The following is a 25,839-nucleotide window of genomic DNA, read 5'->3' as shown; positions in this document are numbered from 1 at the left end:
TTTTTGTCGAAAAAAAACCTCAGTCGCGCCGTTTAACACGGGACGAACCGAGGAAGTTACCGAGCCAACCCTTCGATTAAATGAATTTGGAAATGCCGTTGAATTTCTTCTTTGCGAAGCGGCGGATTCGCATGACTCCATTGCGAGGTCAACGCCGTATATAATTTGAGCATAATAAATGCCGTTACCTTCGGATCGACCGGCCGAATTTCTTTCTTGGCGACCGCTTGGGCGACTTCGCGTTCGATATAGGCCAGCATCGCCTGTTCCACCTTGTCCAGTCCGCTGTTTGCCATCGGCGTTCCGAATTCCCGCAATTCATGGGATAATTTAATAATAAGCTCGTGCTTTGCGCGAAAATCGAGCACCCGATCCAATACCCGGTACAAATTTTCAAAAAACGGCTTGTCCGGATCGATTTCCCGGTCGGCGATTTGCTTCATTTCTTGAATCACTTGTTGTACAATTTGATCAAACAGTTGTTCCTTATTGGTGAAAAACGTATAGATCGTTCCTTTTCCGACATTCGCGATTTTGGCCACTTGATCCATCGTCGTCGCCTTATATCCGAACAAGGCAAAAGACTTGGCGGCCGCTTCCAGAATTTGTTTTCTGCGGTCCACTGCCATGGTACAATCCCCTCCTGCGCAGGCGCATCAAGATCTATTTTTTGACTATTGAACGGAAACGGTCAAAGGGTCATTGATTAATGTAGCATGCTTGGGACGGGATTGCAAGGACATCGGTCATATCCTTTCCCTATTTGAAGGGTTGCGTCCCGGTTCCATCGTCATAATACTCGGAATCTATGAAATGATTCCTTTACATAGGCAATCGGCCAACGTTCAGTACATAGCAATACACCTAATAACGTAAATTGGGTATAATGGAAGCAGGTGAGAATATGCGAAAAAAACGAGTCCTACTTCTATCCGAAGCGTTTGGCACAGGACACACGCAAGCGGCATACGCGTTGGCGGTTGGAATGAAGCAGATTTGTCCGCAAGTACAGACCCGTGTCATCGAGCTGGGCAAATTTTTAAATCCGACGGTAGGTCCTTTAATTGTGTCCGCTTACCGCAAAACGGTCAGCTCGAAGCCGAAATTGGTCGGATTTTTTTACCGCAAAAAATACGACAAATCTGTAAACCGATTCACCAAGCTTGCGATGCATCGCATTTTCTATACCCAAGCTTCCCAAGTCATCCGGCAGTTGAATCCGGATATCGTCGTATGTACGCATCCGTTTCCGACGATCGTCATGTCGCGGTTGAAGCGTCTCGGCCTGGATATTCCGTTGTTTACGCTGATTACGGATTACGATGCGCATGGAACTTGGATCAACCCGGAAGTGAATAAATTTCTCGTCTCGACCCCGCACGTAGAGGAGCTTCTGCTGAAGCGCGGCATTCACCCCAGCCGGATCGAAGTGACGGGCATCCCGGTGCACCCGAACTTCTGGAAACGGCATGACAAGAAGGAAGTGCGGGCGCAATTCGGCTTGAAAGAGATGCCTACGGCGATGATTATGGGGGGCGGCTGGGGGCTGATGTTCGACGAGGAACTGCTTACGTACATGTCCCGCTGGCGCGAGAGCGTTCAGCTTCTTATTTGTATGGGCAGCAATCAGAAAATGATTCAAAAAATGCAGAACGATCCCCGGTTCCAGCATCCGAACATTCATATTCTCGGCTATACCCATGAGGTGAACAAGTTGATGGACGTCTCGGATTTGCTCATTACGAAGCCCGGCGGCATGACTTGTACCGAAGGCTTGGCCAAGCAAATTCCGATGTTGTTCTACCGTCCCATTCCGGGACAAGAAGAGGAAAATTGCGAATATTTCGTCAAAAACGGTTTTGCGGAAATATTGACGTCGACGGAAACGATCGACAAATGGTTCAACCGTCTGCAATCTTTGCAGGAAAGCGAAGGCGGCCTCATGAATCCGAACCATACCCCTTACGATCCGGAATACTGTTGTCATGTCGTATTGAAATTATTAGAATCGTAAAGGGTATCGGGACTACATCGCACCGTCCGCCGATACGGGCGCGGCCGCCCGGCGGTTCGCTTCCGCCTGCCGCTCCAGCCGCTGGCCGATGACGAAGCCGAGAATGGCGGTCAGTACGAGAGCGGCGGAAACGCCGTATATCGTTTCGATCCCGAACTTATTGTACAGCGTCGCTCCGAGCAAGCTGCCGGTAACCGTGGCGCCGATGCTCATCACCATATTCAAAATCGCCTGTCCGCTCGAGCGGAAGCGGTCCGGGATCAGAATCATCATATATTCCGCCAAGTTGACGAGATAGAACGCGATCGCCACGCCCTGCACCGCTTGGAAGACCAATATTAGCGTCAGATTGGCGGCATACGCCAGCACCAGCGCGCGAATGCCGAAGATAAGCGCCGCCGCCGCGAGCATTACGAGCGGCCGGAACCTCCCGCCTTTGCGCCCGAGATACATAAACACCCCGACCTCGATCGCGGCAGGCAGCATCCAGCCGAGCCCGATATCAAACTGCGTTCCTCCCCGTTCCCGGATCAAAAAGCTGAAATATTGATCGTTCATCACAAACGAAATGTTCATCATCACAAGTACGAGCATAAAAAAAATAAACCGTTTATCCTTCACATACACCACAAGCTCGCGCATGTTCACTTTCGGCCTCGTTCCGCCCCGGTCTGCGGCACCCGCAATCTTCCGATCCCGCGGATCCCGGATCGGCAGCAAGCAAGCCATCGTTCCAAGGGATAGGGCGATCATGATCCAGCTTAGCGTCCGATGGCCGGGGAAGCGGTCCAGCATCCAGCCGATCGCCACGGCCGAAACGGCAAAGCCCGCCGCTCCGAAGCCGCGAATGACCGCATAGGTATTGCCCAGCCGCTTCGCCTGCAGCATCGCCATACTTTCCGTCAGCACGCTGATCGGGATCCAGACGAATTGAAACAATAAAATAAACCCCATGACCGTCCAAGGGTTCTGAATTCGAAACAAGACGAACATCAATGCCGTCATCGCAAGCAGCAAACCGAGAATAATGCCTTTCATCCGGCTCGTTTTGTCGCTAGTATAACCGAATAAATAATTGGCCGCCATTCCTACGATCGGAATGAGCGCATTTTGCATGCCGTACATCGCATCCGTATATCCTACCTCTTTATAGTACACCGGAAAAAAAGAATAGACGGCCGCCCCCGGCGTAAAGACCATAAACATATAGAAATACGTCATGCGAAGCTGCGCCGCCCGCGAATCGGACTTGTTCAATTCTGGCTGTCCCATGGAACTCATGCCGTGCATTCTCCTTCATGAGATAATAAGCAACATTATAATCGATTTTGAAGAAGAGTAAAACAGACCGTCTTTCGGCGCTCGCGTAGATTGTACATATTCGATTGAAGCGCTGCAGTCCCTATGGTAAAATTTATGAAAACGACGTGAAGCACACGCCGCTCCATTGCAGGATTCGTCCTGTTAATCGGGCGGCGTTCTTTTATTAGGAGGCGACGAAACGGTATGAATTTCGAAGAAAGTTATGAATTGTTTATTAACGCTCATCTGCAAAAACGCAACGGAGAACGTCGAAAGAGGCTGGAGGACGGTTGCGGCCATGCTGAAAAGCTATTTCTTAACCAGGTTTGGTGGCCGGCTTTCGGACATTTCCAAGATCTTCATCCGGAATATGAAGTGTTTGATTTCAAGGACGGTTGCCGGTTTCTAGACTTTGCCTATATCCGCCCTTTCTTCCGGCTTGCAATTGAGATTGACGGGTACGGTCCGCATTGGCGCAATATATCACGCTGGCAATTTTCAGATCATTTGCTGCGCCAGAATCATCTCACGATCGACGGCTGGCGCGTCCTCCGTTTCTCATACGACGATCTGAAGGAGAGACCCCGCCTGTGCCAGCAGATCATACAGCAATTCATGGGCCGATGGTTTGGAGAGGAGAAGCAGAGCGTCTCATTAACCATTATTGAAAAAGAAATCGTCAGGTTGGCTTTGCGGTTAAGCAGACCGCTGTCCCCCCAAGACGTCTGCGATCATCTCGGCTTCGAAAATAAGTATGCACGCAAATTGCTGCACGGTTTAAAAGAGAAAACGTGGCTCCAGCCGGACCGGGGTACTACGCGAATTCGGACGTACCGGCTCGACTTGAACGGCAAGGATATTTACTTTTGATTGGCTAGTGTACTTTTGATTGGCTAGTGGGTTTGGCATGCGAGGTCGGTTCACGCCGAAATGTTACAATAACGGATTTTCAAGGTCTTATTTCCCGTTTATTGAGGCGAATTGTATAAATAACGGATTTTCAGGGTCTTATATGGAACGAAAATGCCGAAAACCTGGCCTATTCCTAGGAATCGGCTCATTTATCGGGCCGAAAATCCGTTATTTTAAAAAATAGCCCTGATTTTTCAAAATAAGACCCTGTCAATCCGTTAAGTTGTATCCGTCAATAAATGACGTGGACTTCCAATGAAAATTTCATTCATGCGGATCCGGCCTCTTTTGCCAACGCCGGTGCCAGTCGGATTCATGCTCCGCCCTCGGCCGATATAGATGCCATATCGAGAATGAAAGCGACTTTGCCGTCGCCCATAATGGTAGATCCCGAGACAAATGGGACGTCCGCCCAATATTCTCCCAGCGGCTGCACGATCATTTCCCGGGTGCCCAATGTTTCGTCCACGGCGAGCGCGACGCGCCGGCCTTCGGCTTCCGCAATGACGATGCGCAACATTCGGGCGTTGGTTTCGCATTCCGGCTTCGCGACGATCTTGAGCGCGCGCCGAAGATGTACGAGCGGGAGCACCGTTTCGCGAATGACGCATACGTCGCGGCCTTGAACGGTGCTGATCTCATCCGGCCGCAGCCGGACGATTTCAACGACCTGCTGAAGGGGCATCGCGTACACTTCGGCGCCAAGCCGTACCAGCAAGGCGCGAACGGTAGCCGACGATAGCGGCAGCCGAATCGTCATCGTCGTCCCTTTGCCCGGCGTTTCATCGATGTCCAGGCGGCCTTGAAGCTGACGGATTTGGGCTTGAACCGTATCGATATCTTGCGAGCCGCGGCCTTTCCCGTCGTCGGCGATGACGATTTCGACTTCGTTGTCAAGACGGGACGCTTTCATCAGCAGCGTGCCTTTGCGCGGTTTTCCGGCTTTTTGCCGTTCTTCCGCGCTTTCGATGTTATGGACCGCCGCTTTGCATAACAGCGAGACGAGCGGTTCGTCGATTTTATCGATCATTTCCCGGTCGAGTTCCGTATGTTCGCCAACCATCAGGAAGTCGATTTCCTTATTCAATTTGCGCGATATATCCCTCACGAAACGGGGATACCGCCGAAAAAGCCGCTGGAGCGGCAACAGCCGCGTTTTCACAACCCCTTCTTGAAGCGCCGATATCGTCCGGCTTATCCTTGCGGTCACCTCGTTCAACTGCTGCAAGACGCCTTGTCCGCACGAATCCGCTATTTCCTGGCGCAGACGCTCGTTTACATCGTTCAAGCGGGTGCTGCCGACCATTAATTCGGAGGCTACATGTTGCAGCTGCGCAAGCCGCTCCGCATCGACGCTAATCGTTTGGCCCGCCTGTGCCGCATGGATATTCGAAGAAGGATGTTCCTCGATGCTATGTATAAATTCCCTGATCTTCCCGATATCGGCCCCCTCTTCCAACTGCAGCAGCTTCCGGTCTAATAGTTTCAATTGCTCGTCAAATTGTTCCATATTCGTATGCGAAATGGACGGCTTATCGAATTTCACGTCGAACCTCCTAAACGAATGCTCGCCTCTCCGCCGTTATTGCAGTTTGAAGAGCGATACAGATTCGTTCAAATCTTCGGCGAGCTCCGCGAGCGATTGCGAGGAAGAAGCCGTTTCTTCCGCAGCGGCAGCCGCTTCTTCGCTGACGGAGGCGATCGTGTCGATCGCGTTCAACACCTCGCCGGCCTGTGCGGCCTGCTCCTCGCTTGCAGCTGCGATTTCCGCCACCTGTTGCGCAGTTTCGTTCGATTTGCCCATAATATCCTGCAGCGCTTCCCCCGTCCGCTGCGCCATATTGACCGCTTCTTCCGCCGTGCTGACGCAAAGATTCGTATTTTGCTGCATTCCTCTGACGATAACGCCGATCTGCTTCGTCGCGCCGCCGCTTCGCTCGGCCAATTTGCGCACCTCGTCCGCTACCACGGCGAATCCTCTGCCTTGTTCCCCCGCCCGCGCCGCCTCGATCGCGGCATTCAAAGCAAGCAAATTCGTTTGATCTGCAATTTCATCGATGAGTTCCAATATTTCGCCTATTTTTTCGGAGTCTTTTTGCAATAAAGCCATTTGTTCGCTGAGACGGTTCATTCCTTCGATGGACGTTTGAACGACAAGCATGCCCGCTTGAGCGCTCTCCTTCGTCTGACCGGACAGCAAAGACGCCTCTTCGGCGTTTCCGGCAACCGCATCGATGGCTCTAGACAACTCGCGGAAAAGCTCGTTGATCGTTTGCGCCGAGCTCGCTTGCGTATTGGAACCGCTGGCGATTTCCTCCGTGCTCGCCGCAATTTGCTGCGCAGCCGCGGCGACGTTTTGCGAGGAAGCCATCGTATGTCCGATCAATTCCCGCAATTGATCGATCATTTCGTTCACGGAGACGGACAGTTGGGCGGTCTCATCCTTTCCTTTCACCCTCGCTTTTTCCCGTAAATCCCCTTTCGATACTTTTCCCGTCAGCTCTACAATTTCGCGAATCGGCCGCGAAATATTGGCCGAAATTAACAGGGCCATGCCCAATGCGATAATAACCGCAACGATGCCGATGACGATAATGTTAATTTGACCCGACCGATACAATTCGATCGCTTCGTTTGTCGTCGCTTTCGCTTCGTCCGTTTGTATTGCGACTAATTGTTTCAGATGTTCCCTCATTTCGCGTCCGGTCTGTACCGTCGGATCGACCAATTCTAACGTTTTAGCCGCATCGTCCTTTTTGGCCGACTCGACAATGGGAGGTATTTGCGCAAGATAACGATCCCATAATGAAGTAAACAAATTATATATCTTCAACTGTTCCGGCGTGGTGGGAAGACTTTCATACTCCGATTTCAATTCCGCAATGTTGCTCACGGCGGTATTCACTTCTCCCTCGAGATCCGCAAGCTTTTCTTTGCTCGGCTCCGATGCGATTCGCAGAACAAGCCGCTGCACGTTCAACGTTTCCGCGGTCAAATCGCTCAGCGCGTTCACGTTAGGCATAATGTTCTGATCGATATTTTTCGCGCTATTCCCCATTCTCTCCATGCTAGACAGCGAAATATAACCTACTGCAATCAAAAGCAGCAATACGAACATAAAACTGCAAAGCAATTTGACCCGAATACTTAATTTCATTTTTCATCCCTCTTCTTGTCGAATATGAGTGCCATTTGCTAACTTTCATAGCGGTGCTGCCTGCATTTTTTGCATTTCGCTTTCTTTCCCCCGATTCCATGTTTCTCATTGTGGAAGTGGTCCAGCGGCTTATACGTTTTGCATTGTAAACACATTTTCGCATCGACCCATTGGCCGTCCACCTTCAATTTCGTTATCTTTACTTTGAGACTCAATCCAGACAATTTCCGGCTTCCCCCCCGACTTTGTGCCCAATCGATATCTGGTTCTATTGCATTATAACGGGGTAAATTTCAACAATATGTCGAATTTTGTCGATTTTTTCCGAGGATTCGATACGTCGATTCGTCCGCTTGAACGGGTGCATATTTTTCAAGTCAAATATGGTATTATTTTCTTTTTAAATGTTTTACTTTCTTGATGTTCGACTCCGATACGGTGCATGCTTGTTGCCCGTCGAAAAATACGATATTCGTATACGGATCGAACCAGGTAATCTTTGAAAGATTGACAATATTGGAGCGGTCGAGATTATCGAAACCGTTAGGCTTCAACAACTTGAGCCAATGTTCCAGCGTGGTTAACGGCTCATATACGTTATGAGCGGTATGAATCGAAATTCCTTTCTTATAGATCGTTAAGTACAAAATATCGTCGACATCAATCAATTCGGGCCCATTCTCCTTATGCATCACTGGGATTAGCAAGCTGGCCACCTCTTTCCTCGTTCTTAGTTGCTGATATATTTTCCGTATGAAGACTAGTTTTTATGACGCAACTTGGCGTAGGTCGTCCGGTTCAAGCGCAAGAAATGCGTTCCCACGGTCCCAGCAAGAAATTACGCTTGATGCGGTCCGCAAAAACATTTACAATGAGGACAAATGCTTGGGGGTGTTCTCATGCCGGATCAAAACGAGCCGAAAAAAATCAATTTAGCCGATGCTATCAAACAAAAACTTGCGCAAAAAAAACAACAGCAATTTGACCAAAAACACCAGTTTAACGGAGGCGGCAACATCAAAGCGCTCAAAAGCCAAAATACGAAAAAACCGAACAATCAGCGGAGACGCACGGGCGGATCCTAAAAAATCCCATTCCCGATGATTCGCGAACATTTCCAAGTCCACCGAAGGGCGATGCAGCCGTTTGCGTGGGCTTTTTATTTTTAACAGCTTTTCATGCAATAGCGCCCTATTTTCTTCCTTGTCGATATTTGGCAAACCGAGTAAAATGAATGAAGATAATCATTGGAGAGAGGCGGTTTGGCGGCAGTGGAAAATAAAGGGGTGTCGTGTCTCGGCTGTCTGGCTTTTATTTTTATCTTAGGGCTGATCGCAGCGGTTTTTAAATTTATAGCGGAAAATATTTGGACGATTCTATGGGTCTTGGGCGGCATTGTCATCCTTGCGGCGCTCATCTATGTCGGCGTGAAATATTCCAAAAATATAAAACAAAAGCTGATCGAAAAGGGCAAAGTGCAATTCGATGAGAAATATGAGGAGAACGAGCGGCTTATTTTGCAAATCGCAGCAAAGCATAAAGGTTATGTAACGCCCGCCGACATCGCGTTGAGAACGGATCTGTCCTTGGAAGCGGCAAAAGGATATTTGGATTATTTGAAGAGAAAAGGATTTGCCAGACTGCGGATTGCGGATAACGGTTCGTACGTATACCAATTCACCGATCTGCTGTCGGAAGAAGACAAGAAAAACGCCGAAATATTGTGAGGAATCGGGGATATCCGCCGCATTTTGCGGCGTTTTTTTGTTTGGTGCCGTGAGGGAAACGCCCTGAATGGGGGCCCCTGTTAGGCACCTCCTTCTAAGCGCCTTCTGTCGAAATCCCGTTCATTCAGGATAGCGAGAGAGACCGATCGCATATCAAACCTGGTTTCTGATCGAAAGCAAAAACACTCATTTAGCCAATTTAACGGAATCTGGGTCCGCCAAGTCACACGTAGACGCAGCTATTCGCATGGACCATTGCAACGCTAGTGCTAATAAGATACAATTGTTCCCTATTTTAGGGTGCAAGGCGTTGTCGGAGTCCGAAGATTAAAAAAAGAGCCGTTCTACCGGCTCTTTGCTTTATTCGCCATACATTTGTGCGCGCAATTGCTTGATTTCTTCGCTTTCCAAATATTCGTCGTACGACATTACCCGGTCGATCAGGCCTTTCGGCGTAATCTCGATAATGCGGTTCGCGATCGTTTGAATGAACTGGTGGTCATGCGACACGAACAGAATGGTGCCGTCGAAGTCGATCAAACCGTTGTTGAGCGCGGTGATCGATTCCAAATCCAAGTGGTTCGTCGGCTCGTCGAATACGAGGACGTTCGCGCCGTTCAGCATCATTTTCGCCAGCATGCAGCGCACTTTCTCTCCTCCGGACAGCACGCTCGCCTTCTTCAGCGCCTCTTCGCCGGAGAACAGCATCCGTCCGAGAAAACCGCGCAAGAACGTCTCGTCCTGATCTTTCGAGTACTGGCGCAGCCAATCGACCAGATTAAGGTCAACCCCGTCGAAATAAGCGGAGTTGTCTTTCGGGAAATAGGCCTGCGTCGTCGTTACGCCCCAAGTATACTCCCCGCTGTCCGCTTCAAGCTCGCCCATGACGATTTGGAACAATGTCGTTTTTGGCAATCCGTTCGGACCGACGAACGCGATTTTGTCTCCTTTGTTTACGACGAAACTGATGTTATCCAGCACTTTCTCGCCTTCCAGCGTTTTGCCGATGCCATCCACGGTCAACAACTGCTTGCCCGCTTCGCGTTCCGGCTTGAAATGCAGAAACGGATATTTGCGGTTGGACGGACGTATGTCTTCGAGCGTAATTTTCTCGAGCTGTTTTTTCCGCGATGTCGCCTGCTTCGACTTGGACGCATTCGCGCTGAAACGTTGAATAAACGCTTGCAGTTCCTTGATTTTCTCTTCTTTTTTCTTATTTTGCTCGCGCACCAGCTTGAGCGCCAGTTGGCTCGATTCGTACCAGAAATCGTAGTTGCCGACGTAAAGCTGGATTTTGCCAAAGTCGATATCGGCGATGTGCGTGCACACTTTGTTTAAGAAGTGGCGGTCATGGGATACCACGATAACGGTTCCTTCGTAATCCATCAGGAAGTTTTCCAGCCAACTGATCGACTCGATGTCCAAATGGTTAGTCGGCTCGTCAAGCAGCAAAATGTTCGGTCGTCCGAACAGCGCCTGGGCGAGCAATACGCGCACCTTCTCGTTTCCGCTCAGCTCCGCCATCTTCTTGTCGTGCAATTCGCGCGGAATGCCAAGCCCGATCAGGAGCGCCGCCGCATCGGGTTCCGCATCCCAACCGTTCAATTCCGCGAATTCGCCCTCCAGCTCGCCGGCGCGAATGCCGTCTTCCTCGCTGAAATCGGGTTTCGCGTAAAGCGCGTCTTTTTCTTTCATAATATCGTACAGCTTCGCATGCCCCATAATAACCGTTTCCAGTACCGGAAACTCGTCGTATTCGAAATGGTTCTGCTTCAATACCGACAGACGGTCTCCCGGCGTAATATGCACCTCGCCCGTATTCGGCTCGATTTCGCCGGACAATATTTTCAGAAAAGTCGATTTCCCCGCTCCGTTCGCGCCGATTAAGCCGTAACAGTTGCCGGGCGTAAATTTTATATTAACGTCTTCGAAGAGTGCGCGTTTTCCGTACCGGAGCGTCACACCGCTTGTAGTAATCATGGCAGTCCCGTCCTTTGCTACATAATAATAAAACACTCAAATTATTATTATAGCATATAAAATCAGTTTCGTCCTGTCTCCATTGTAAAAATTTGTATTGTAAAATGAAACCGTCTCCTTGTATACTAAATCGAGGAAAACGTTTCCTAAGCCAAAATTTACAAGGAGAGTGTTTTTATTTTGGAAACCAATGTTAATGTGCAAGCCCCGCATGCAAGCTATTCGACCGGGGTAGAAACCGCACCGGTCGTCTCGACCAAAGATTGGATAGTCACCATGCTGCTTCTGATTATCCCGATCGTGAACATTATTATGTTGTTCGTATGGGCATTCGGCGGCAATACGAATCCGAACAAAAGAAATTACAGCAGAGCCGCTCTGATCTGGGCATTAATCGGGGTAGCGATTTATGTCATCTTCTTCGTCCTTATCTTCGGAGCGGTGCTGTCCTCGTTTGCGTAGTGCATGACATTATACATACATTGAAATCCAATGACAATGACGGCTCGGGCTCGAGCCGTCATTCGTCGTTGCGGGCGAATTACAACCGCAGCGTCTCCCCATGCGCCAGCACCCGAATCGATTCGCTCCCGATGCCGAGCCGCCGCCGCTCCGCTTCCAGGCGATCCAACGCTTCGCGCGGCGTATCGTCGGCCAGCTTAAACGCTCCGTAATGCATCGGAATCATGAGGCCGGCTTTCGTCTCGAGAAACCCTTGCAGCGCTTCTTCCGGCGTGACATGCTGGGACGTCATAAACCATTCCGGCTCGTACGCGCCGATCGGCATGAGCGACACATCGATGTCGAATCGTTCGCCGATCTCGCGAAAGCCGCGGAAATAGCCGGTATCGCCGACAAAATGAATCGTCGGCAGCTTATCTTCCTTGCCTCCGCCATCCCCCGATTCGTCCGGACCGCCCGTCTTCTTCGAATTGAAGGACGCGATTCGAAGCTGTTGCCGCTCGGAGACCGGCCGCCGGCCGGCATATTCCAACACAAAGCCGCCCCAATGGGAACGGTTCGTATCGGTAAGGGTACGCCGCGTCCAATGCTGTGCGGGTACGAAGGCGATTTTCACGCCGCGGACTTGCAATTGCTCCCACCATTGAAGCTCGACGACGCGAGTGAAGCCTTTGCGCATCATTTTACGGCGCAGACCGGCCGGAACGACGATCAACGTATCGGCGCCGTAGAGGCGGCGTACGGAAGATATATGCAAATGATCGTAATGGGAATGCGATATAAGAATGACGTCGATCGGAGGCATGTCCCGAAGCGGTATGCCGGGCGGGGACAATCTGCGGTTCATTGCCATCCGCATCGCCCAAACCGGGTCGGTCACGATATTCAATCCGGCGTATTGAATGAAAAACGTGGAATGGCCGATCCAAGTCACAGTCGAATCGGTCCGGTTATGACGCAAGTACTCGAGTTCCGGCTGAACGTTCGGTACACGGAACGAATAATCTTTTTTCTTTATGATCCGTTCCTGGCGCCATTGTCTGAAATCTTTCATCGTTTTATCCGTGGGGACGTTGTCAATATTTTGAAATCGAGGTTTGGGCATTCGGCGACTTCTCCTTTCGTTAATTACAATATAGCAAATTATGACCGAAAGAAAAAAGTTGTGCCTGTCGATCGGACCGCCCGGCCCGCGAATCGTTTCCTTTATAAATGCTCGTGTTTATTCTTCATGAAGCGCAACAATATGTAAATGCCTATCAGTAAAAAAGAAAAGCTCGCTCGCACCGCTCCTTCAAACCATTGCGGCATTTCCATCCGGGGAATCAGAATAGCCGATAGGTTGAACTGAAGGAAAAACAGCAGCAAGACGATCCATATTCCCGCGTTGAACGGATTCCATTGCAATTTCCCGCCGCTATGCTTGCGTATGACGGCCAAGTTCCATATTACACCAATGACTTCGAAGACGATCATGCCGATCGCGATGCCTTGGTATCCGAATCCCGGAATCGCCACCAGCACGATATTCAGAACGTTGCTGGCAACAAGCGCGATGATGAGGCCGGTCAGTATTTCCCGCCTGCGCCCCATCGCGAGCAATGCCGTCGACGTCAACTCCCGCAATCCGGCGAATAACGGCGCAACCGCCAAATAACGAATGCCTATGGCGGCCGATTCGTCGCCGAAGACGAGAACGGACAACTCCCGGTTGTAAAAGAAAAGCGTCAGCGAAGCTCCGATCCCCCACAACATCGCGATATCGAACGAGAAGCGAACGCGCCTGTAGAATCGTTCTCCCTCTCCTTGATGCCAGTCGGCAATAAATTTGGCGGACAGCGTATGAATGAGCGCGGCCGTCACAATAAGCGGCATATACGTTATCGTCGAAGCTATGCCGAACATTTCGCCGAAGATAGCGCTCGCTTGCGGGAAGGACAATCCCGAATCTTGCAGTCTTCGCGGAATGATCAGCGCGTCCAGAAACTCGGAGACAGGAATAATATAACGGCTAAGGGAAATAACGGCTCCCGCCTGAAATAATTGCCGCATCCCGGAACCGTTTTCCCAAACGGACCATTTTCCTTTACGGCGGCGTACGGCCGGATAAGGGATAAACAACAGAACGAGAATTAAAAAGAGAATGGCGGCGGTTGCGCCGGCAAACGCTCCCAGCAGCGTCCCGCTAACGGCAATAGCCGTCCCTTTGCCGATCAGGAGCGAAACGAGCAGCAGCATCAGGACGACCCGTACGGCTTGTTCGATCAATTCGGAAACCGCAATATATCCATACGCTTCAATCCCTTGCAGCAGGCCGCGAATCAGGCTTAAGACGGGGACGATCAACAATGCGGGGGCCAGGCAGCGAATTGCAAATGCGAGCCCCGGGTCGCCGAGCATCGACGCCAACTGCGGGGCAAAGACGAAGCAGCCGAAACTCGCGACGCCGCCGAGCCCGACCAATATCAAGGATAGAAATGTAAAGTACCTCCAACCTTTCGCCGGATCGTCCGCCGTCGTCAAGGCGAGCGAGGTTGGAAACCCGCCCGTGACAAACGTAAGCAATACGACGTATAACGAATATACCATTTGGTAACGCCCGATCCCTTCCGCACCGAGCATGCGAAACAGCGGGATGCGCGCGAAAAAGCCGATCAATTTGACGAGAAAAATGGCACTCGTCCGAAGTGCCATTTGTTTCATGAGTTTGGATGACGCCAAGCCTCACCCCTCCTTCCCGCAAAGACGCTTTGTCCTATTTAAGGATTATGTCAAAGCATCGGCGGATATGTTAAGGGGTTGTCAAATGTTGTTCGCGCGGCTTAGTCGTTAATATGAATCAGCAAATATTTCGTGGATTTGTCCCATCCGAGATCGAAGGGCATTTTATACCGGTCCGCCGTATGGGAATTGACAAGCGGGTAACCGTTGACGTCGTGGCCGACGACGACGGAGAAGTGGTCGACGTCTCCATTCATCTCATAGGCGATCAAATCGCCCGGCTCCAGCTTGGCGACGGCTCCTTGAGGATGTTTATCGCTCGGCTGCACGACTTGGGTGAATGTTCCTTTGGCAATTAAACGGCCGTATCCGCTATACAGCAAAAAGTTTTTCAATCGGTCCGTCTGCACCCAAGTATGGCTTCCCCCGGATCTATACCAATATTGCCAGTCGCCCGTCATGGGCAACCCCCCGCCTTCCTCGGAATCCCCGATGACTTGGGACGCGAAATTGGTGCAATCGCCGCCTACATACGTATAATCGCGATACTTGGGATTGTATCGGCCTTTATTGCCCGCGCCCCATGCCGCCCCGGCATATTTATTGGCATAAGCGACCGCTTTCTCGCGATTGTATCTGCGCGGCCGGGCCGATTGCGCGTCCGACTGCATCATGGCCGACGCCTGCACGGTTAACGTTTTCTTCGGAAACCCTTTGACGCTGTCGGCAGGAATCAAATTCGGGTTCTCGTCCATCGGATCCAAATACCATTCTTTGACGACGTACCAGCGGTTGTCCAATTTTCTGAGCGTCAGCGCGTGGCGCGTCCCAACGCCGAACGATTGCGTCGGCAAATGATGCTCCTGATTATATTGATAGGCTATTTTCACGCTTTGGATTAACGAGACTCGGGCCTTATCGCCTTCAAGCTTGAACCGCGTCACGCGAATATCGCCTTCCGCTTCCGTCAGACGCATATCCCTCTTCTCGGCCCATGCCTGCAAATATTGGCTGCGCCGCATTTCTTGACGCATCGCCAGGCGGCTCAACTTATCGGCCTTATTGTAATATTGGGCGATCGTGTCCGGATTCCCGTTCAGAATAAGCTGATTGCGGTCATGATAAAGGGTTCTTAAAAAAGAGAGCGCCTGTTCCTTTTCGTCATCCGCCGCCACAACCGCCGAAGCGCCGCTTGTGATCGCACAGATCAGCACCGTTATACACAGCAAAATACGTCTCATGTTGTCCTATCCCTCACAAAATATTTTTTTACGCACTCCGATCATAGTTTCTCCCCTTCTTCATTATCTCCCCGTTTTCGTTTCTTATGAATCGTTCGTACCGAAAAACAATTGGAGCTTGCTGAAAAGTGGGCCGCTAAATATGCTTCGTAAGCAAATAACTTTGTACGTTGCCAAATAAAGCAGTACAATATAAGGAGAGCTACATATAAAAACGGCCGGCCGGTCCGGTCTTGCAAGGAAAGGAAGGATAGCATGAAAATCGTTTCCATCGAGCCGACGCCGAGTCCGAATACGATGAAGCTTCATTTGGACGAGTCGCTGGCTCCCGGCGTACGGAGAACATATACGGCGGACAATTACCGCTCGGCGCCGCCGTTTATTCAGCGAATGCTGGATATCGAGGGCGTAAAAAGCGTGTTTCATACTCTTGATTTCGTCGCGCTCGACAGGCGAGCGAGCGCCGATTGGGCCGCGATTTTGGCAGTGGTGAAAGAAGCGTTCGGAGACGAGGGAGCGCCGCTCTCGATCCCGGGCGCGGAAGACGGCGAAAGCGGCGGATTCGGCGAGGCGCAAGTGTTCGTGCAAACGTTCCGCAACATTCCGATGCAAATTCGCGTCAAAGCCGAAGGCAAGGAGGAACGGGTTGCGCTGTCGGAACGGTTTACAAAAGCGGTAACGGCCGTCGCCAGCGCGACGTTGATCAAGGAGCGGCGTCTGGCGGAATACGGCGTACGTTACGGCGAACTTGCCGAAATCGCCAAGGAAGTCGAACAAGAGATTGAGGCGGCTTATCCGGAAGAACGGCTGGAAGCGCTCGTACGCCAGGCGATTGCGCTTGGTGCGAGCGAGGAGCCGTTCGTGGAGGCGCGGCGCGAGCTGTCCGACGAGGAAGTCGCGGCGAAGCTCGACGATCCGGATTGGCGCGTGCGGTACGCGGCGCTTGAAGCGATGCAGCCGACGCTGGAGCGGCTGCCGCTGATCGAGAAGGCTTTGCGCGATTCGCAAAGCCAGATCCGCCGCCTCGCCGTGGTGTACCTCGGCGACCTGCGCGCGCCCGAAGCAATGCCGCCGTTGTTCGCGGCATTGAAAGACTCGTCCGCCGCCGTGCGCCGCACGGCCGGCGATACGCTGTCCGATCTCGGCGACCCCGCCGCGATCGGACCGATGATTGCCGCGCTGCGCGACGCGAGCAAGCTCGTGCGCTGGCGCGCAGCCCGCTTCTTATATGAAGCGGGCGACGAAACCGCGCTCGACGCGCTGCGGGAAGCGGCGGCCGACCCCGAGTTCGAGGTCGGCCTACAAGCGAGAATGGCGCTTGAGCGCATCGAAGAAGGCGTTGCCGCCGCAGGCAGCGTTTGGCAGCAGATGGCGCGCCGCAACGACGAATAGCGGCCATTCGCCGCATGGACAATAAAGGGCTGCTCCCCAAACGGTTTATCCGCCGTTTGGGGAGCAGCCCTTCGTCATGCTATCCCGTATAGTACACGCCGCCTTCGTATACGATCGTTCCGTCGACGACGGTATGTGTAACCCAAGGATGCCCTTCGAAACGGTCGACGACGATCAAGTCGGCCGCTTTGCCCGGCTCGAGCGAACCGACCGTTTCGGCCGTCCCGAGCGCGCGCGCCGGGTTCAACGTCGCCATGCGGACCGCGGCGGGCAAATCCGTCTCCCCGTCGGCGAACAGTTTAAACACCGCCGTAAGCAGCGAAGCCGGATGATAATCCGAGCATAATATATCGGCGGCTCCCGCGCGGATCGCATCGACGGCGCGCATGTTTTTGTCATGGGAGACGCCCCTGACCACATTCGGCGCGCCTACGCATACATGCAGGCCTTTCTCTTTCGCGTAGACGGCCGTTTCCACATTGAGCGGAAATTCGGAGACGTTCACGCCGAATCCGGACGATTCCTCCACCCGCTGCGGAGAGTCGTCGTCATGGGAAGCGACCGAAATGCCGTTCTCCGCCGCAATCCCCGCCAAGCGCCGCAGCCCGTCCCAATCTACCTGCCGCTCGCGCGCGATCAATTCTTCCGTAATCCGGCGAACTTCTTCCGTATCGACGCCCTGATTTTTCATGACATAGCGCTCGAACGAGCCCGGTTCCCGATATTGGCCCTGTCCCGGAACATGATTCATAAACGATAAATAGTCCACCTGGCGTTCGCGCACGTAACGTTCGACGACCGGCAAGCCGTCCAAATGGGAAACTTCGTAACGCAAATGAATCCGATGGCGGATCATCGCCCGTTTGCGGCGATATTCGCGGATCAATTCCACCAACTGGGTGAGCAAATGGTCGCCGCGCAAACTCAATCCCACGCCGAGCGACAGCGAATGATACATCGTCGTTATGCCATGCAAAGGCAGCTTCCGCTCGAATTCCATCAATGACATATCCAGCGGAAACAGCGTATTCGGCCGCGGCTGAATTTCCTTCTCGATCGCATCGCAATGCGTATCGATCAGCCCAGGGAGCACGTATCGCCCCTCGGCATCGATAATGACCGTTTCGCCGGACGCATCGCCTTTCCTCGCTTCCGCCAGCCATGCTTCGCTTCGCGCGCGCTCTTCCTTCGTCCATATTCCTTCGATCCGCCCGTTCCGCACGGCCACATCGGCATCGGCGACGGCGTCCGGCAATACCGCCCGCCCGCCTCGAATTAGCAGTTTTGACATCTCTGTCGCCTCCTTCGTCCATCCGGCATTCCTATACGGGATGCGGATTTCTTCGTTCATCGCCTTGACTGCGCGCATCGTCCCGGCTTGCTTCCTGAAATTGCGTATCATACAGCGTTGCATACAGCCCATCCCGCTCCAGCAATTCGCTATGCGTCCCGCGTTCCGCAATTCGGCCATCGTGTATGACAAGAATTTGATCCGCGGCAAGAATCGTCGACAACCGATGCGCGATGACGAGCGTCGTCCTGCCCTTCATCAACTGCTGCAGCGCCGCCTGCACATACGCTTCCGACTCGGAGTCAAGATGGGACGTCTCCTCGTCCAATAACAAAATAACGGGATCCTTCAAAATCGCCCGCGCAATCGACAAGCGCTGGCGTTCTCCCCCGGACAAACGATGTCCCCGTTCGCCGACAACCGTGTCGTAGCCTTGCGGCAAGCCGACAATAAAATCGTGAATGAACGCTTTGCGGCATGCCGATTCCATCTCCTCCATTGTCGCATTTTCTTTGGCGAACGCCAAGTTTTCGCGTATCGTCGCATGGAACAGAAACGATTCCTGCGTCACATACGCGACTTGGCTGCGCAGCGAATCGATCCGTATGCCGCGCAGATCGCGTCCGTCCAACTTAACGGCGCCGGCGGTCGGATCGTACAGGCGGGCGATCATGCCGATAAGCGTCGTTTTGCCCGCGCCGCTTGGGCCGACCAATGCGACAACTTCTCCCGGCTTCGCCTCAAACGAAATTCCGTGCAGCACCTCAGTCTCGCCGTCGTAGGAATAAGAGACTCCTTCATAAGATATGTTGCCTGCGGCCTGCGGCAAAGAAACGGCGTCTTCCCGCTCGATGACATCCGGCTTCAAATCGAGATATTCGAAGATGCGTTGAAAGACGCCGAGCGCCGTCATCACTTCGACATGCAAATTAAGAAGCGTGCCGAAAGGCTGATACAATCTGCCCAAATAACCTGCAAAGGCGACGATCGCTCCGATCGTCATCGTGCCTTGAATGACGGAATATCCGCCGTACAAATAAATCATCGCCGTACCGAGCGGCCCGAGCAAGCCGACAAACATAAGGAACCAGCGTCCCATCAAGCTTAATTTCAACTCCATGTCCATAACCTGCTTGTTCAAGGCGCCGAATTCCCGTTCCTGGCTTTGTTCGCGGCCGAAAATCCGCGTAAGCATCGCCCCCGACACGCCGAACACCTCGCCAAGCTGTGCCGACATTTGCGCTCGCATCTTTTGTGTTTCGCTGCGCATTTTTTTGCGAAGCGTCGCCACTTTTCGCACCGGCAGCATCGATAGCGGCAAGACGACGACCGAGATGAGCGCAAGCCGCCAATCGAGCGCGAACAAAATTCCGATCGAGGTCGCGAGCACGACCGTCTGCATAATGCTCGAAACGACGACGTTCGTAATGACGCCTTGAATGGCTTGTACGTCGTCCGTCACCCTTTGGATGACTTCGCCCGACCGCGATGCGGTAAAGAAGCCGATCGATTGCCGCTGTAAATTGCCGAACAATCCTTGCCGCAAATCGCGCATCACTCCTTGCGCCACCTTGGTGTTCAAATAATTTTGCCACACGCCGAGCATGCCGCTCGCAACCGGCAGCGCAACCAATAGAACGGCAAGCCATACGAGCATCTTTATGTCTTTATCCGGTATGGCCGTGTCGATCATTTCTTTCATAACAAGCGGCGGGAGCAAGCCGATCACCGCTCCGGCCAGCGCGAGCGCCACAATAAAAAACAGCAATCCCATATATGGCCGGAACATGCCCAGAATCCGTCTCAGCGGCACTTCCTTCAACGACACTTTCGGGGCGTTGCCGCCGATCTTGTGCATCGCGTGAGGGTGTCCCCATCCGTTATTCATCCTCACCCACTCCTTTGGTCTCATCCTATTATAACATCGCGGAAGGCGCCCGACGACGGTGCCCCTTTGGAAATGGGATGGGGCCATTTCCTGTATTTTTCAATTGATTTGCTGCCGATTCGTTCTTTATACTTGTACGGTGTAAAAACATCAAATACAATCCTCGCCGTCCGAAGGTGAGGTAGAGGTTGCGGGAATGATAAGTAATGCGGGCCAGAGCCGGAGAAGCTCGACGAATCCGCATGAAAGGCATTTCCGCCGAAGTTTGCGTTTGTTCTCCGTTTACGCAGGCTGGGGCTGTATCCGAACAGGTGCAGAACTGTCACGCGAAACGAGCCGTTCGCGTGTTGCGCTATCTTCACGAAGGGATGGTACGGTATTCGGATAAAGCCGTCGAATTTGCTTCGACGGTTTTTTGTAATTTTTTCTATATTTTAAAAAAGGAGTAATTTTTATGATAAACCATTCTAATACGGAGGAACGGTTGCAGCGGGGATTGAAGGCGCGCCACTTGACGATGATTGCCCTCGGAGGCTCGATCGGCACCGGGTTATTCCTTGCCAGCGGGGGAGCCATTCACGCGGCGGGACCCGGCGGCGCATTAGCGGCGTATATTGCGGTAGGGATCATGGTCTATTTCCTCATGACAAGCTTAGGGGAGCTTGCGGCTTATATGCCCGAGTCGGGCTCGTTCAGCACGTACGCCTCTCGCTTTGTCGATCCGTCCCTTGGGTTCGCGCTTGGCTGGAACTTCTGGTATAACTGGGCGATTACGATCGCCGCCGAATTGTCGGCCGCTACGCTGATCATGAAATACTGGTTCCCGGACAGCCCGTCGTTTCTATGGAGCCTGCTCTTCCTCGGGATCATATACGGATTGAACCGTCTGTCTGTCAAAGGCTACGGCGAATCGGAATACTGGTTTGCATTTATTAAAGTCGCCACCGTCTTGATTTTTCTCGCGGTCGGCCTGCTGATGATACTCGGCATCATCGGCGGGGAGAGAATCGGATTCGAAAACTTCACGATCGGCGACGCTCCGTTTCACGGCGGATTTATGGCCGTTCTCGGCGTTTTTATGGCCGCCGGATTTTCCTTCCAAGGGACGGAGTTGATCGGCGTGGCGGCAGGCGAGAGCGAGAACCCGGCTCACAACGTGCCGCGCGCCATCCGGCAAATTTTTTGGCGCATCCTGTTGTTTTATATATTGGCGATTATCGTGATCGCGATGATCATTCCTTATACGAATCCGAACTTGATTCAGGACGGCGTTGAGAGCATTGCGGTCAGCCCGTTTACGCTCGTGTTCGAGAAGGCCGGATTCGCCTTCGCCGCAGCGGTCATGAATGCGATCATTCTCACATCCGTGCTCTCCGCCGGCAACTCGGGCATGTACGCTTCGACGCGGGTGTTGTGGGTGCTCGCCCAAGAAGGCAAGGCGCCGCGTTTCCTTGCCAAAATCAATAAGCGGGGCGTACCCGCCAACGCCTTGCTGGTAACGGCGCTCGTGGGCATGCTGGCGTTTCTCGCTTCCTTCTTCGGCGACGGAGTCGTCTATGTCTGGCTGCTCAACGCCTCCGGCATGTCCGGTTTTATCGCCTGGCTCGGCATCGCCGTCAGCCATTACCGGTTTCGCCGGGCATTCGTCGCGCAAGGCCGCGACTTGAGCGAATTGCCGTATCGGGCGAAATGGTTCCCGTTCGGCCCGATCTTCGCCTTCGCGCTGTGCATGATTGTCATTCTGGGCCAAAACTATACAGCGTTCACGGGCGGACGCATCGACTGGAACGGCGTGCTCGTTTCCTATATCGGCCTGCCGTTGTTCGTGATCGTCTGGCTTGGGTATAAATGGACAAAGCGCACGAAGCTTATCCCGCTTCACGAATGCCGTTTTCACGATACGAGCGGCGAATAGCGCAACGGTGTCTCATGTACCCATTCCGGGGTTTATTCTTTTTCGCGCTTTTGTGGAAATCCCCTTCGTTCAGGTCACGGTCAGCGCCTTTTACCGAAATCCCCCCCGCTCGGGTCACGGCCGGCGCCTTTTGCCGAAATCCCGCTCGCTCAGGTCACGGCCGGCGCCTTTTGCCGAAATCCCGATCGCTCAGGTCACGGTCAGCGCCTTTTGCCGAAATCCCGCTCGCTCAGGTCACGGCCGGCGCCTTTTGCCGAAATCCCGCTCGCTCAGGTCACGGCCGGCGCCTTTTGCCGAAATCCCGATCGCTCAGATGAAGCGATCATTGCAATATAACGGTATCGGCTGCTAGTCCGCAAGCTCAGGACAAACTTCCGCTCGCTCAGATTAAGGCGGTCATGAGCTAGATAAGGTATCGCTCGCTCATCGGCGAGCTCTGGACATGGAGCGGCAACGCTTGGCGTTGGGGACGCATCAAACAATAATACATCGGACTTATTGGGTGGCAGAACTGGTCTCTGAACAAAGGGGATATCGACAGAAGGGGGGAGAAAACAAGATACAGAAGAGGCAATGCAATGGCGTTGCATCGAGAAATGGCGATCCGGACCGTACGGCCGTTATTTGGCGTCAAAACCGCTTATTTGCTGTTTAGGCGGACATTGGTTCCGTTATTCATTCCTCGGAGGGCTTGTTTTTGCGCTTTTGCCGCGGATAAAGGATCGTCTGTCCGCAAACTATCCGAAATCGGGCCGTTTGTCACAATTAACGTATCTGTGTCCGCGAATTTTGGGAGCAGGGCGGTAGAAGGAATATGAAGGATTCGCATGGTAATCCACACAGCTGTTTTAAGATTGCTAAGCAAAGTTAATGCAACGCCAATGGAGGCAATGGAACTTACTCGGCATGAATAGCACTCGAAGACACCCTTTTTCGTCTTGCGCAAAAACCGGAATAACGAACCAAGTTCATGGCTTTTAATTTTTGCAGTTGCTCATCCTCGAACGAAATTTCAAAATTTCTTCAGCTAAAAAAGCCTTGGAAGCATCCCCCAAAATGCCTCCAAGGCTTTGCCACGTCAATCCGCGTTAGAACGCTTTGCGGAAGAGCAGCCCGACTCCCGCAGAGAGGAAGCTGCAAATCGCCGCGGTTACATACATGGCGCCGATGCCCAACGTATCGGCCACGACGCCCATGGCCAGTACGGACAAGCTGAACAGCCCGTACGATAGTGTCGCTTGGGCCGATAAAACCTTCGGCAGCATATCCCGCGATACGCTGCGCTGGATCATCGTCTTGCGGGCGATGTCCCGCGTTTGAAACATCGGGCCCATCAGCACGGTAAGGAGCAATGCCGGAACCAATCCCGCGTTCAGCCCGAATAGCAGCGTACACAGTCCGTATCCGAACGTGCCGGCGACCATGAACAGCGTAAGGCGGCGCTCCAGCTTTTCCACGAGCGCGACGACGAACAGTCCGCCGCCGATTGCGCCGACAAAGTAAGCGGCGTTAATAAAACCCCACCATTCTTCCCCTTGATGCAGCACCTCTTGAACGAATACGAGCAAAAACGCACCGATCCATACCGATCCGCCGATGCCGTCGATCAAATCCATCAGCGTAATGGCGCGCAGCGAACGGAATCGCCATAGGGCGATCCAGCCTTCCCGCAGCGTCTCCCAGCGGGAAGGCGTGCCGCCCGCCGCGCCCTCGGACGAGGCGCCGCTATCCCGGCGATGACGCCGCTCCGGCGCGATTACGCCCTCCCCGGCAAGGCTTGCCGCCGCTTCCGCCGCATGCCGCCCGCTGGCGGAGGGATCGCGCACCATGGCGGTAAATGCCAATGCTACGGCGTACAACACCGCCGTCAAGCCTAGCGTCAACGGCGAGCCGATCGTAGCGGCGATCACGCCGCCGGCAGCCCAACCGCCGAATTGCACCGTTTGATCCGTTGTAGCCAGAAAGCCGTTCGCTTTCATCAGCTTGTCATCCGGCACTAACCGCGGTACCAAGGCGTTGCGCGTCGGCGTCGTCCATCCGTCAAAAAAGGAAAGGATGACGACAAGCACGAGCAACACCCAGACGTTATGCGGCGCAAGCGCCTTCCAGGCAAACAGCGCGATAACGCAAAACATGCCGAATTGTACCGCCTGCGAACCGAGCAAAAGCGAAGTTAAGCGGTATTTCGCAACCATTAATGGAGCGAGCATGCCGCTGACGCTCATGCTGAGCGTGCGGCATAGCGGAACGAGCGCCGTGTAAGTCGCCGAACCGCTCATCTGATACATCATCGTAATCAAGGCGATCGTATATAAGATATCCGCCGTGTTCGAACAGGTTTGACTGAACCATAAATTGCGAAAAGAACGTTGAAACATCGATGTTTTCCCCTTTGCATTATTTTAGCTGATCGATGATTTCACGTTCCTATCAAATCGGACAAACCATTATGTTACATCCCCAAACTTATGTCATCGTTTCATTTCAATTTCCAACAGAATGTCTCCCTCATTCCCGAACGCGCTCGATTGGTAACGCACGGAAGCTAGTCCTTCCACCCGCGCAAGCATCTGCTTCATATCCTCCTGAACCGTATCGCCGCGCGTATATCGTATTGTGAAGGAGTTCCGGCCGCTTGCCAAGACGTCCTTCGCCTTGGCGACCAGTTGATCCACCGTGGACGCAATATGATCCGGTTTGAGGTAAATATAATTTAAGTCGATCTCGAGCTGTTCGTAAAAGTCGCGTTTCTCCGCATCCTTTGTTTTCAACTGCTCGACTGTTTGATCATACGGCTTCGCGGCCGTTTGACTCCCCATTTTCCATTTATGGTCGGTCTTCATTTGATCGTCCGTACGCAAATAATATTGATAGCTTACTTCGTTCTCCCGATCCGGCACCGGATCGTCCCAAGTCGTATCAAGATGATACCACAGGCCGTCCAGCCGTACAAGATTCCAAACATGCAGTTGCCCGCCGGCTTCGCCTTCCACGATCCGATTGTCGATTCCCGCTTCCTTCAGCATTTTATAAGCGAGGAGCGCGTAGCCTTGACAGACGGTAGATCCTTCCTTCAGCGCAGCATAAGCCGTATCTTTTTTGAGGGTCACGTCGTAAGCGAGGTGGAGCACGATCCAGTCGTGGATCGCCTTTACCTTCTCATGATCGTTCATGCCGGGCTTCAATACCGTGCGCAGGATGCGCTGCACCTCCCGATCCACATAAGCGGTCTGTTCCGCGCTTTCCCGGTATTCCAAATATACCGTAATCGACGTCGAGGCGGACGTCGACTTCCAGTTGTATGAATAGCGTTTAATCACGTACTGCACGTATGGATCAGACGATATCGCCCGCTCCAATGCCGTATCCAATAGCGAAGAAAGCCCTTCGCTGCGCCCGCCGTATGTAAAGGATACTACCGGCTCCCTTTCGGATAATGCCGCAAACAACAGATTCTCGATTTGCGAAGCCGTCTGCACCGCCAGTGTCGATATATTCTTGTTCGACATCGATATATCCGCCTTATCCGCACCGCTCCCATGTACCGTTGCCCCGCCGAGCAGCAAGCTTCCGACGAGTATCCCGTTCAACCACAGCTTCCGTCCGTCGACCATGTCGCACCACCAATTCAGATCAATTTTCCCTATATTACCATATCCGCCCCGTTTGTTCAAAACGGCGCCGCCGATCGCGCAAAGCTTGCCCGCTTCCATCGGAAAACCATTGTAAAGACCGGGTTGACACCGTACAATGAGAAAGTCTGGCAGGACGCTTTGCAGACGGATCATTTGACAGCGGTTTCATATAAAGAGACCGGCGAGCCGAAGGGAGATGGCC

Annotated in this window: 20 protein-coding genes and 1 riboswitch; of the genes, 7 read left to right on the top strand and 13 right to left on the bottom strand. The window is 52.8% G+C overall.

Annotated features, from left to right (window positions below):
• Positions 1-56 precede the first annotated feature (56 nt).
• The gene (locus LQ229_RS09140; protein WP_216539196.1) at positions 57-629 is read right to left on the bottom strand and encodes a TetR/AcrR family transcriptional regulator; all 573 of its coding nucleotides are present in this window, start codon (positions 627-629) and stop codon (positions 57-59) included.
• Between the two features lie 275 nt (positions 630-904).
• Between LQ229_RS09140 and LQ229_RS09135 the strand changes: the two genes are divergently transcribed.
• The gene (locus LQ229_RS09135) at positions 905-2,014 is read left to right on the top strand and encodes a glycosyltransferase (protein WP_216539197.1); all 1,110 of its coding nucleotides are present in this window, start codon (positions 905-907) and stop codon (positions 2,012-2,014) included.
• A gap of 12 nt (positions 2,015-2,026) precedes the next feature.
• On the opposite strand, the gene LQ229_RS09130 is transcribed toward LQ229_RS09135, so the two are convergent.
• Positions 2,027-3,295, bottom strand: coding sequence for an MFS transporter (locus tag LQ229_RS09130; protein WP_230191527.1), 1,269 nt, complete (start codon positions 3,293-3,295; stop codon positions 2,027-2,029).
• A gap of 225 nt (positions 3,296-3,520) precedes the next feature.
• Between LQ229_RS09130 and LQ229_RS09125 the strand changes: the two genes are divergently transcribed.
• On the top strand, positions 3,521-4,186 hold the full coding sequence (locus tag LQ229_RS09125) for an endonuclease domain-containing protein (protein ID WP_230191526.1): 666 nt from the start codon (positions 3,521-3,523) through the stop codon (positions 4,184-4,186).
• A gap of 355 nt (positions 4,187-4,541) precedes the next feature.
• On the opposite strand, the gene LQ229_RS09120 is transcribed toward LQ229_RS09125, so the two are convergent.
• The 3 genes from LQ229_RS09120 to LQ229_RS09110 all read right to left on the bottom strand — a co-directional run bounded on the left by LQ229_RS09120 (position 4,542) and on the right by LQ229_RS09110 (position 8,077).
• Positions 4,542-5,774: a chemotaxis protein CheW gene (locus tag LQ229_RS09120; RefSeq protein WP_230191525.1), complete on the bottom strand. Its 1,233-nt coding sequence runs from the start codon at positions 5,772-5,774 to the stop codon at positions 4,542-4,544.
• Positions 5,775-5,810: 36 nt separating this feature from the next.
• Positions 5,811-7,385, bottom strand: a complete 1,575-nt coding sequence (locus LQ229_RS09115; protein ID WP_216539201.1) for a methyl-accepting chemotaxis protein — start codon at positions 7,383-7,385, stop codon at positions 5,811-5,813.
• A 389-nt stretch (positions 7,386-7,774) separates the two neighbouring features.
• Complete coding sequence (locus LQ229_RS09110) at positions 7,775-8,077, bottom strand: LytTR family DNA-binding domain-containing protein (protein WP_230191524.1); 303 nt, start codon at positions 8,075-8,077, stop codon at positions 7,775-7,777.
• A gap of 207 nt (positions 8,078-8,284) precedes the next feature.
• Between LQ229_RS09110 and LQ229_RS09105 the strand changes: the two genes are divergently transcribed.
• Together LQ229_RS09105 and LQ229_RS09100 are read left to right on the top strand one after the other, a co-directional pair.
• On the top strand, positions 8,285-8,470 hold the full coding sequence (locus LQ229_RS09105; protein ID WP_230191523.1) for a hypothetical protein: 186 nt from the start codon (positions 8,285-8,287) through the stop codon (positions 8,468-8,470).
• A gap of 177 nt (positions 8,471-8,647) precedes the next feature.
• Positions 8,648-9,112: a hypothetical protein gene (locus LQ229_RS09100; protein WP_216539204.1), complete on the top strand. Its 465-nt coding sequence runs from the start codon at positions 8,648-8,650 to the stop codon at positions 9,110-9,112.
• Between the two features lie 360 nt (positions 9,113-9,472).
• Here the strand turns inward: LQ229_RS09100 and LQ229_RS09095 are convergent, their stop codons facing one another.
• Positions 9,473-11,092: an ATP-binding cassette domain-containing protein gene (locus tag LQ229_RS09095; RefSeq protein ID WP_216540540.1), complete on the bottom strand. Its 1,620-nt coding sequence runs from the start codon at positions 11,090-11,092 to the stop codon at positions 9,473-9,475.
• A 180-nt stretch (positions 11,093-11,272) separates the two neighbouring features.
• On the opposite strand from LQ229_RS09095, the gene LQ229_RS09090 reads away from it, so the two are divergent.
• On the top strand, positions 11,273-11,554 hold the full coding sequence (locus LQ229_RS09090) for a hypothetical protein (protein ID WP_216540539.1): 282 nt from the start codon (positions 11,273-11,275) through the stop codon (positions 11,552-11,554).
• A 79-nt stretch (positions 11,555-11,633) separates the two neighbouring features.
• On the opposite strand, the gene LQ229_RS09085 is transcribed toward LQ229_RS09090, so the two are convergent.
• The 3 genes from LQ229_RS09085 to LQ229_RS09075 form a co-directional block, all read right to left on the bottom strand.
• Positions 11,634-12,659, bottom strand: coding sequence for an MBL fold metallo-hydrolase (locus LQ229_RS09085; protein WP_216540538.1), 1,026 nt, complete (start codon positions 12,657-12,659; stop codon positions 11,634-11,636).
• A gap of 101 nt (positions 12,660-12,760) precedes the next feature.
• Positions 12,761-14,275: an oligosaccharide flippase family protein gene (locus LQ229_RS09080; RefSeq protein ID WP_230191522.1), complete on the bottom strand. Its 1,515-nt coding sequence runs from the start codon at positions 14,273-14,275 to the stop codon at positions 12,761-12,763.
• 101 nt (positions 14,276-14,376) lie between these two features.
• On the bottom strand, positions 14,377-15,516 hold the full coding sequence (locus LQ229_RS09075) for an amidase domain-containing protein (RefSeq protein ID WP_216540536.1): 1,140 nt from the start codon (positions 15,514-15,516) through the stop codon (positions 14,377-14,379).
• Positions 15,517-15,771: 255 nt separating this feature from the next.
• Here LQ229_RS09075 and LQ229_RS09070 point away from each other — a divergent pair, with 255 nt between their 5' ends.
• Positions 15,772-16,908 carry a conserved virulence factor C family protein gene (locus tag LQ229_RS09070; protein ID WP_216540535.1) on the top strand — a complete coding sequence of 379 codons (1,137 nt, stop codon included), beginning with the start codon at positions 15,772-15,774 and terminating at the stop codon, positions 16,906-16,908.
• 79 nt (positions 16,909-16,987) lie between these two features.
• On the opposite strand, the gene LQ229_RS09065 is transcribed toward LQ229_RS09070, so the two are convergent.
• Positions 16,988-18,199 carry an alpha-D-ribose 1-methylphosphonate 5-triphosphate diphosphatase gene (locus LQ229_RS09065; RefSeq protein ID WP_230191521.1) on the bottom strand — a complete coding sequence of 404 codons (1,212 nt, stop codon included), beginning with the start codon at positions 18,197-18,199 and terminating at the stop codon, positions 16,988-16,990.
• Between the two features lie 31 nt (positions 18,200-18,230).
• Positions 18,231-20,087: an ABC transporter ATP-binding protein gene (locus LQ229_RS09060; protein WP_230191520.1), complete on the bottom strand. Its 1,857-nt coding sequence runs from the start codon at positions 20,085-20,087 to the stop codon at positions 18,231-18,233.
• Positions 20,088-20,261: 174 nt separating this feature from the next.
• Positions 20,262-20,450: riboswitch (Lysine riboswitch) on the top strand.
• A gap of 91 nt (positions 20,451-20,541) precedes the next feature.
• Between LQ229_RS09060 and LQ229_RS09055 the strand changes: the two genes are divergently transcribed.
• Positions 20,542-22,002, top strand: a complete 1,461-nt coding sequence (locus LQ229_RS09055; protein ID WP_216540532.1) for an amino acid permease — start codon at positions 20,542-20,544, stop codon at positions 22,000-22,002.
• Between the two features lie 1,088 nt (positions 22,003-23,090).
• On the opposite strand, the gene LQ229_RS09050 is transcribed toward LQ229_RS09055, so the two are convergent.
• Both LQ229_RS09050 and LQ229_RS09045 read right to left on the bottom strand, forming a co-directional pair.
• On the bottom strand, positions 23,091-24,380 hold the full coding sequence (locus tag LQ229_RS09050; protein WP_230191519.1) for an MFS transporter: 1,290 nt from the start codon (positions 24,378-24,380) through the stop codon (positions 23,091-23,093).
• Between the two features lie 93 nt (positions 24,381-24,473).
• Complete coding sequence (locus LQ229_RS09045; protein ID WP_230191518.1) at positions 24,474-25,790, bottom strand: transglutaminase domain-containing protein; 1,317 nt, start codon at positions 25,788-25,790, stop codon at positions 24,474-24,476.
• Positions 25,791-25,839: the final 49 nt, after the last annotated feature.

The sequence above is a fragment of the Paenibacillus sp. CECT 9249 genome, from assembly GCF_918697855.1.
GTDB lineage: Bacteria > Bacillota > Bacilli > Paenibacillales > Paenibacillaceae > MSJ-34.
The sequence above is the reverse complement of the archived record's forward strand: the minus strand, read 5'-3'. Positions and strand labels throughout refer to the sequence as shown.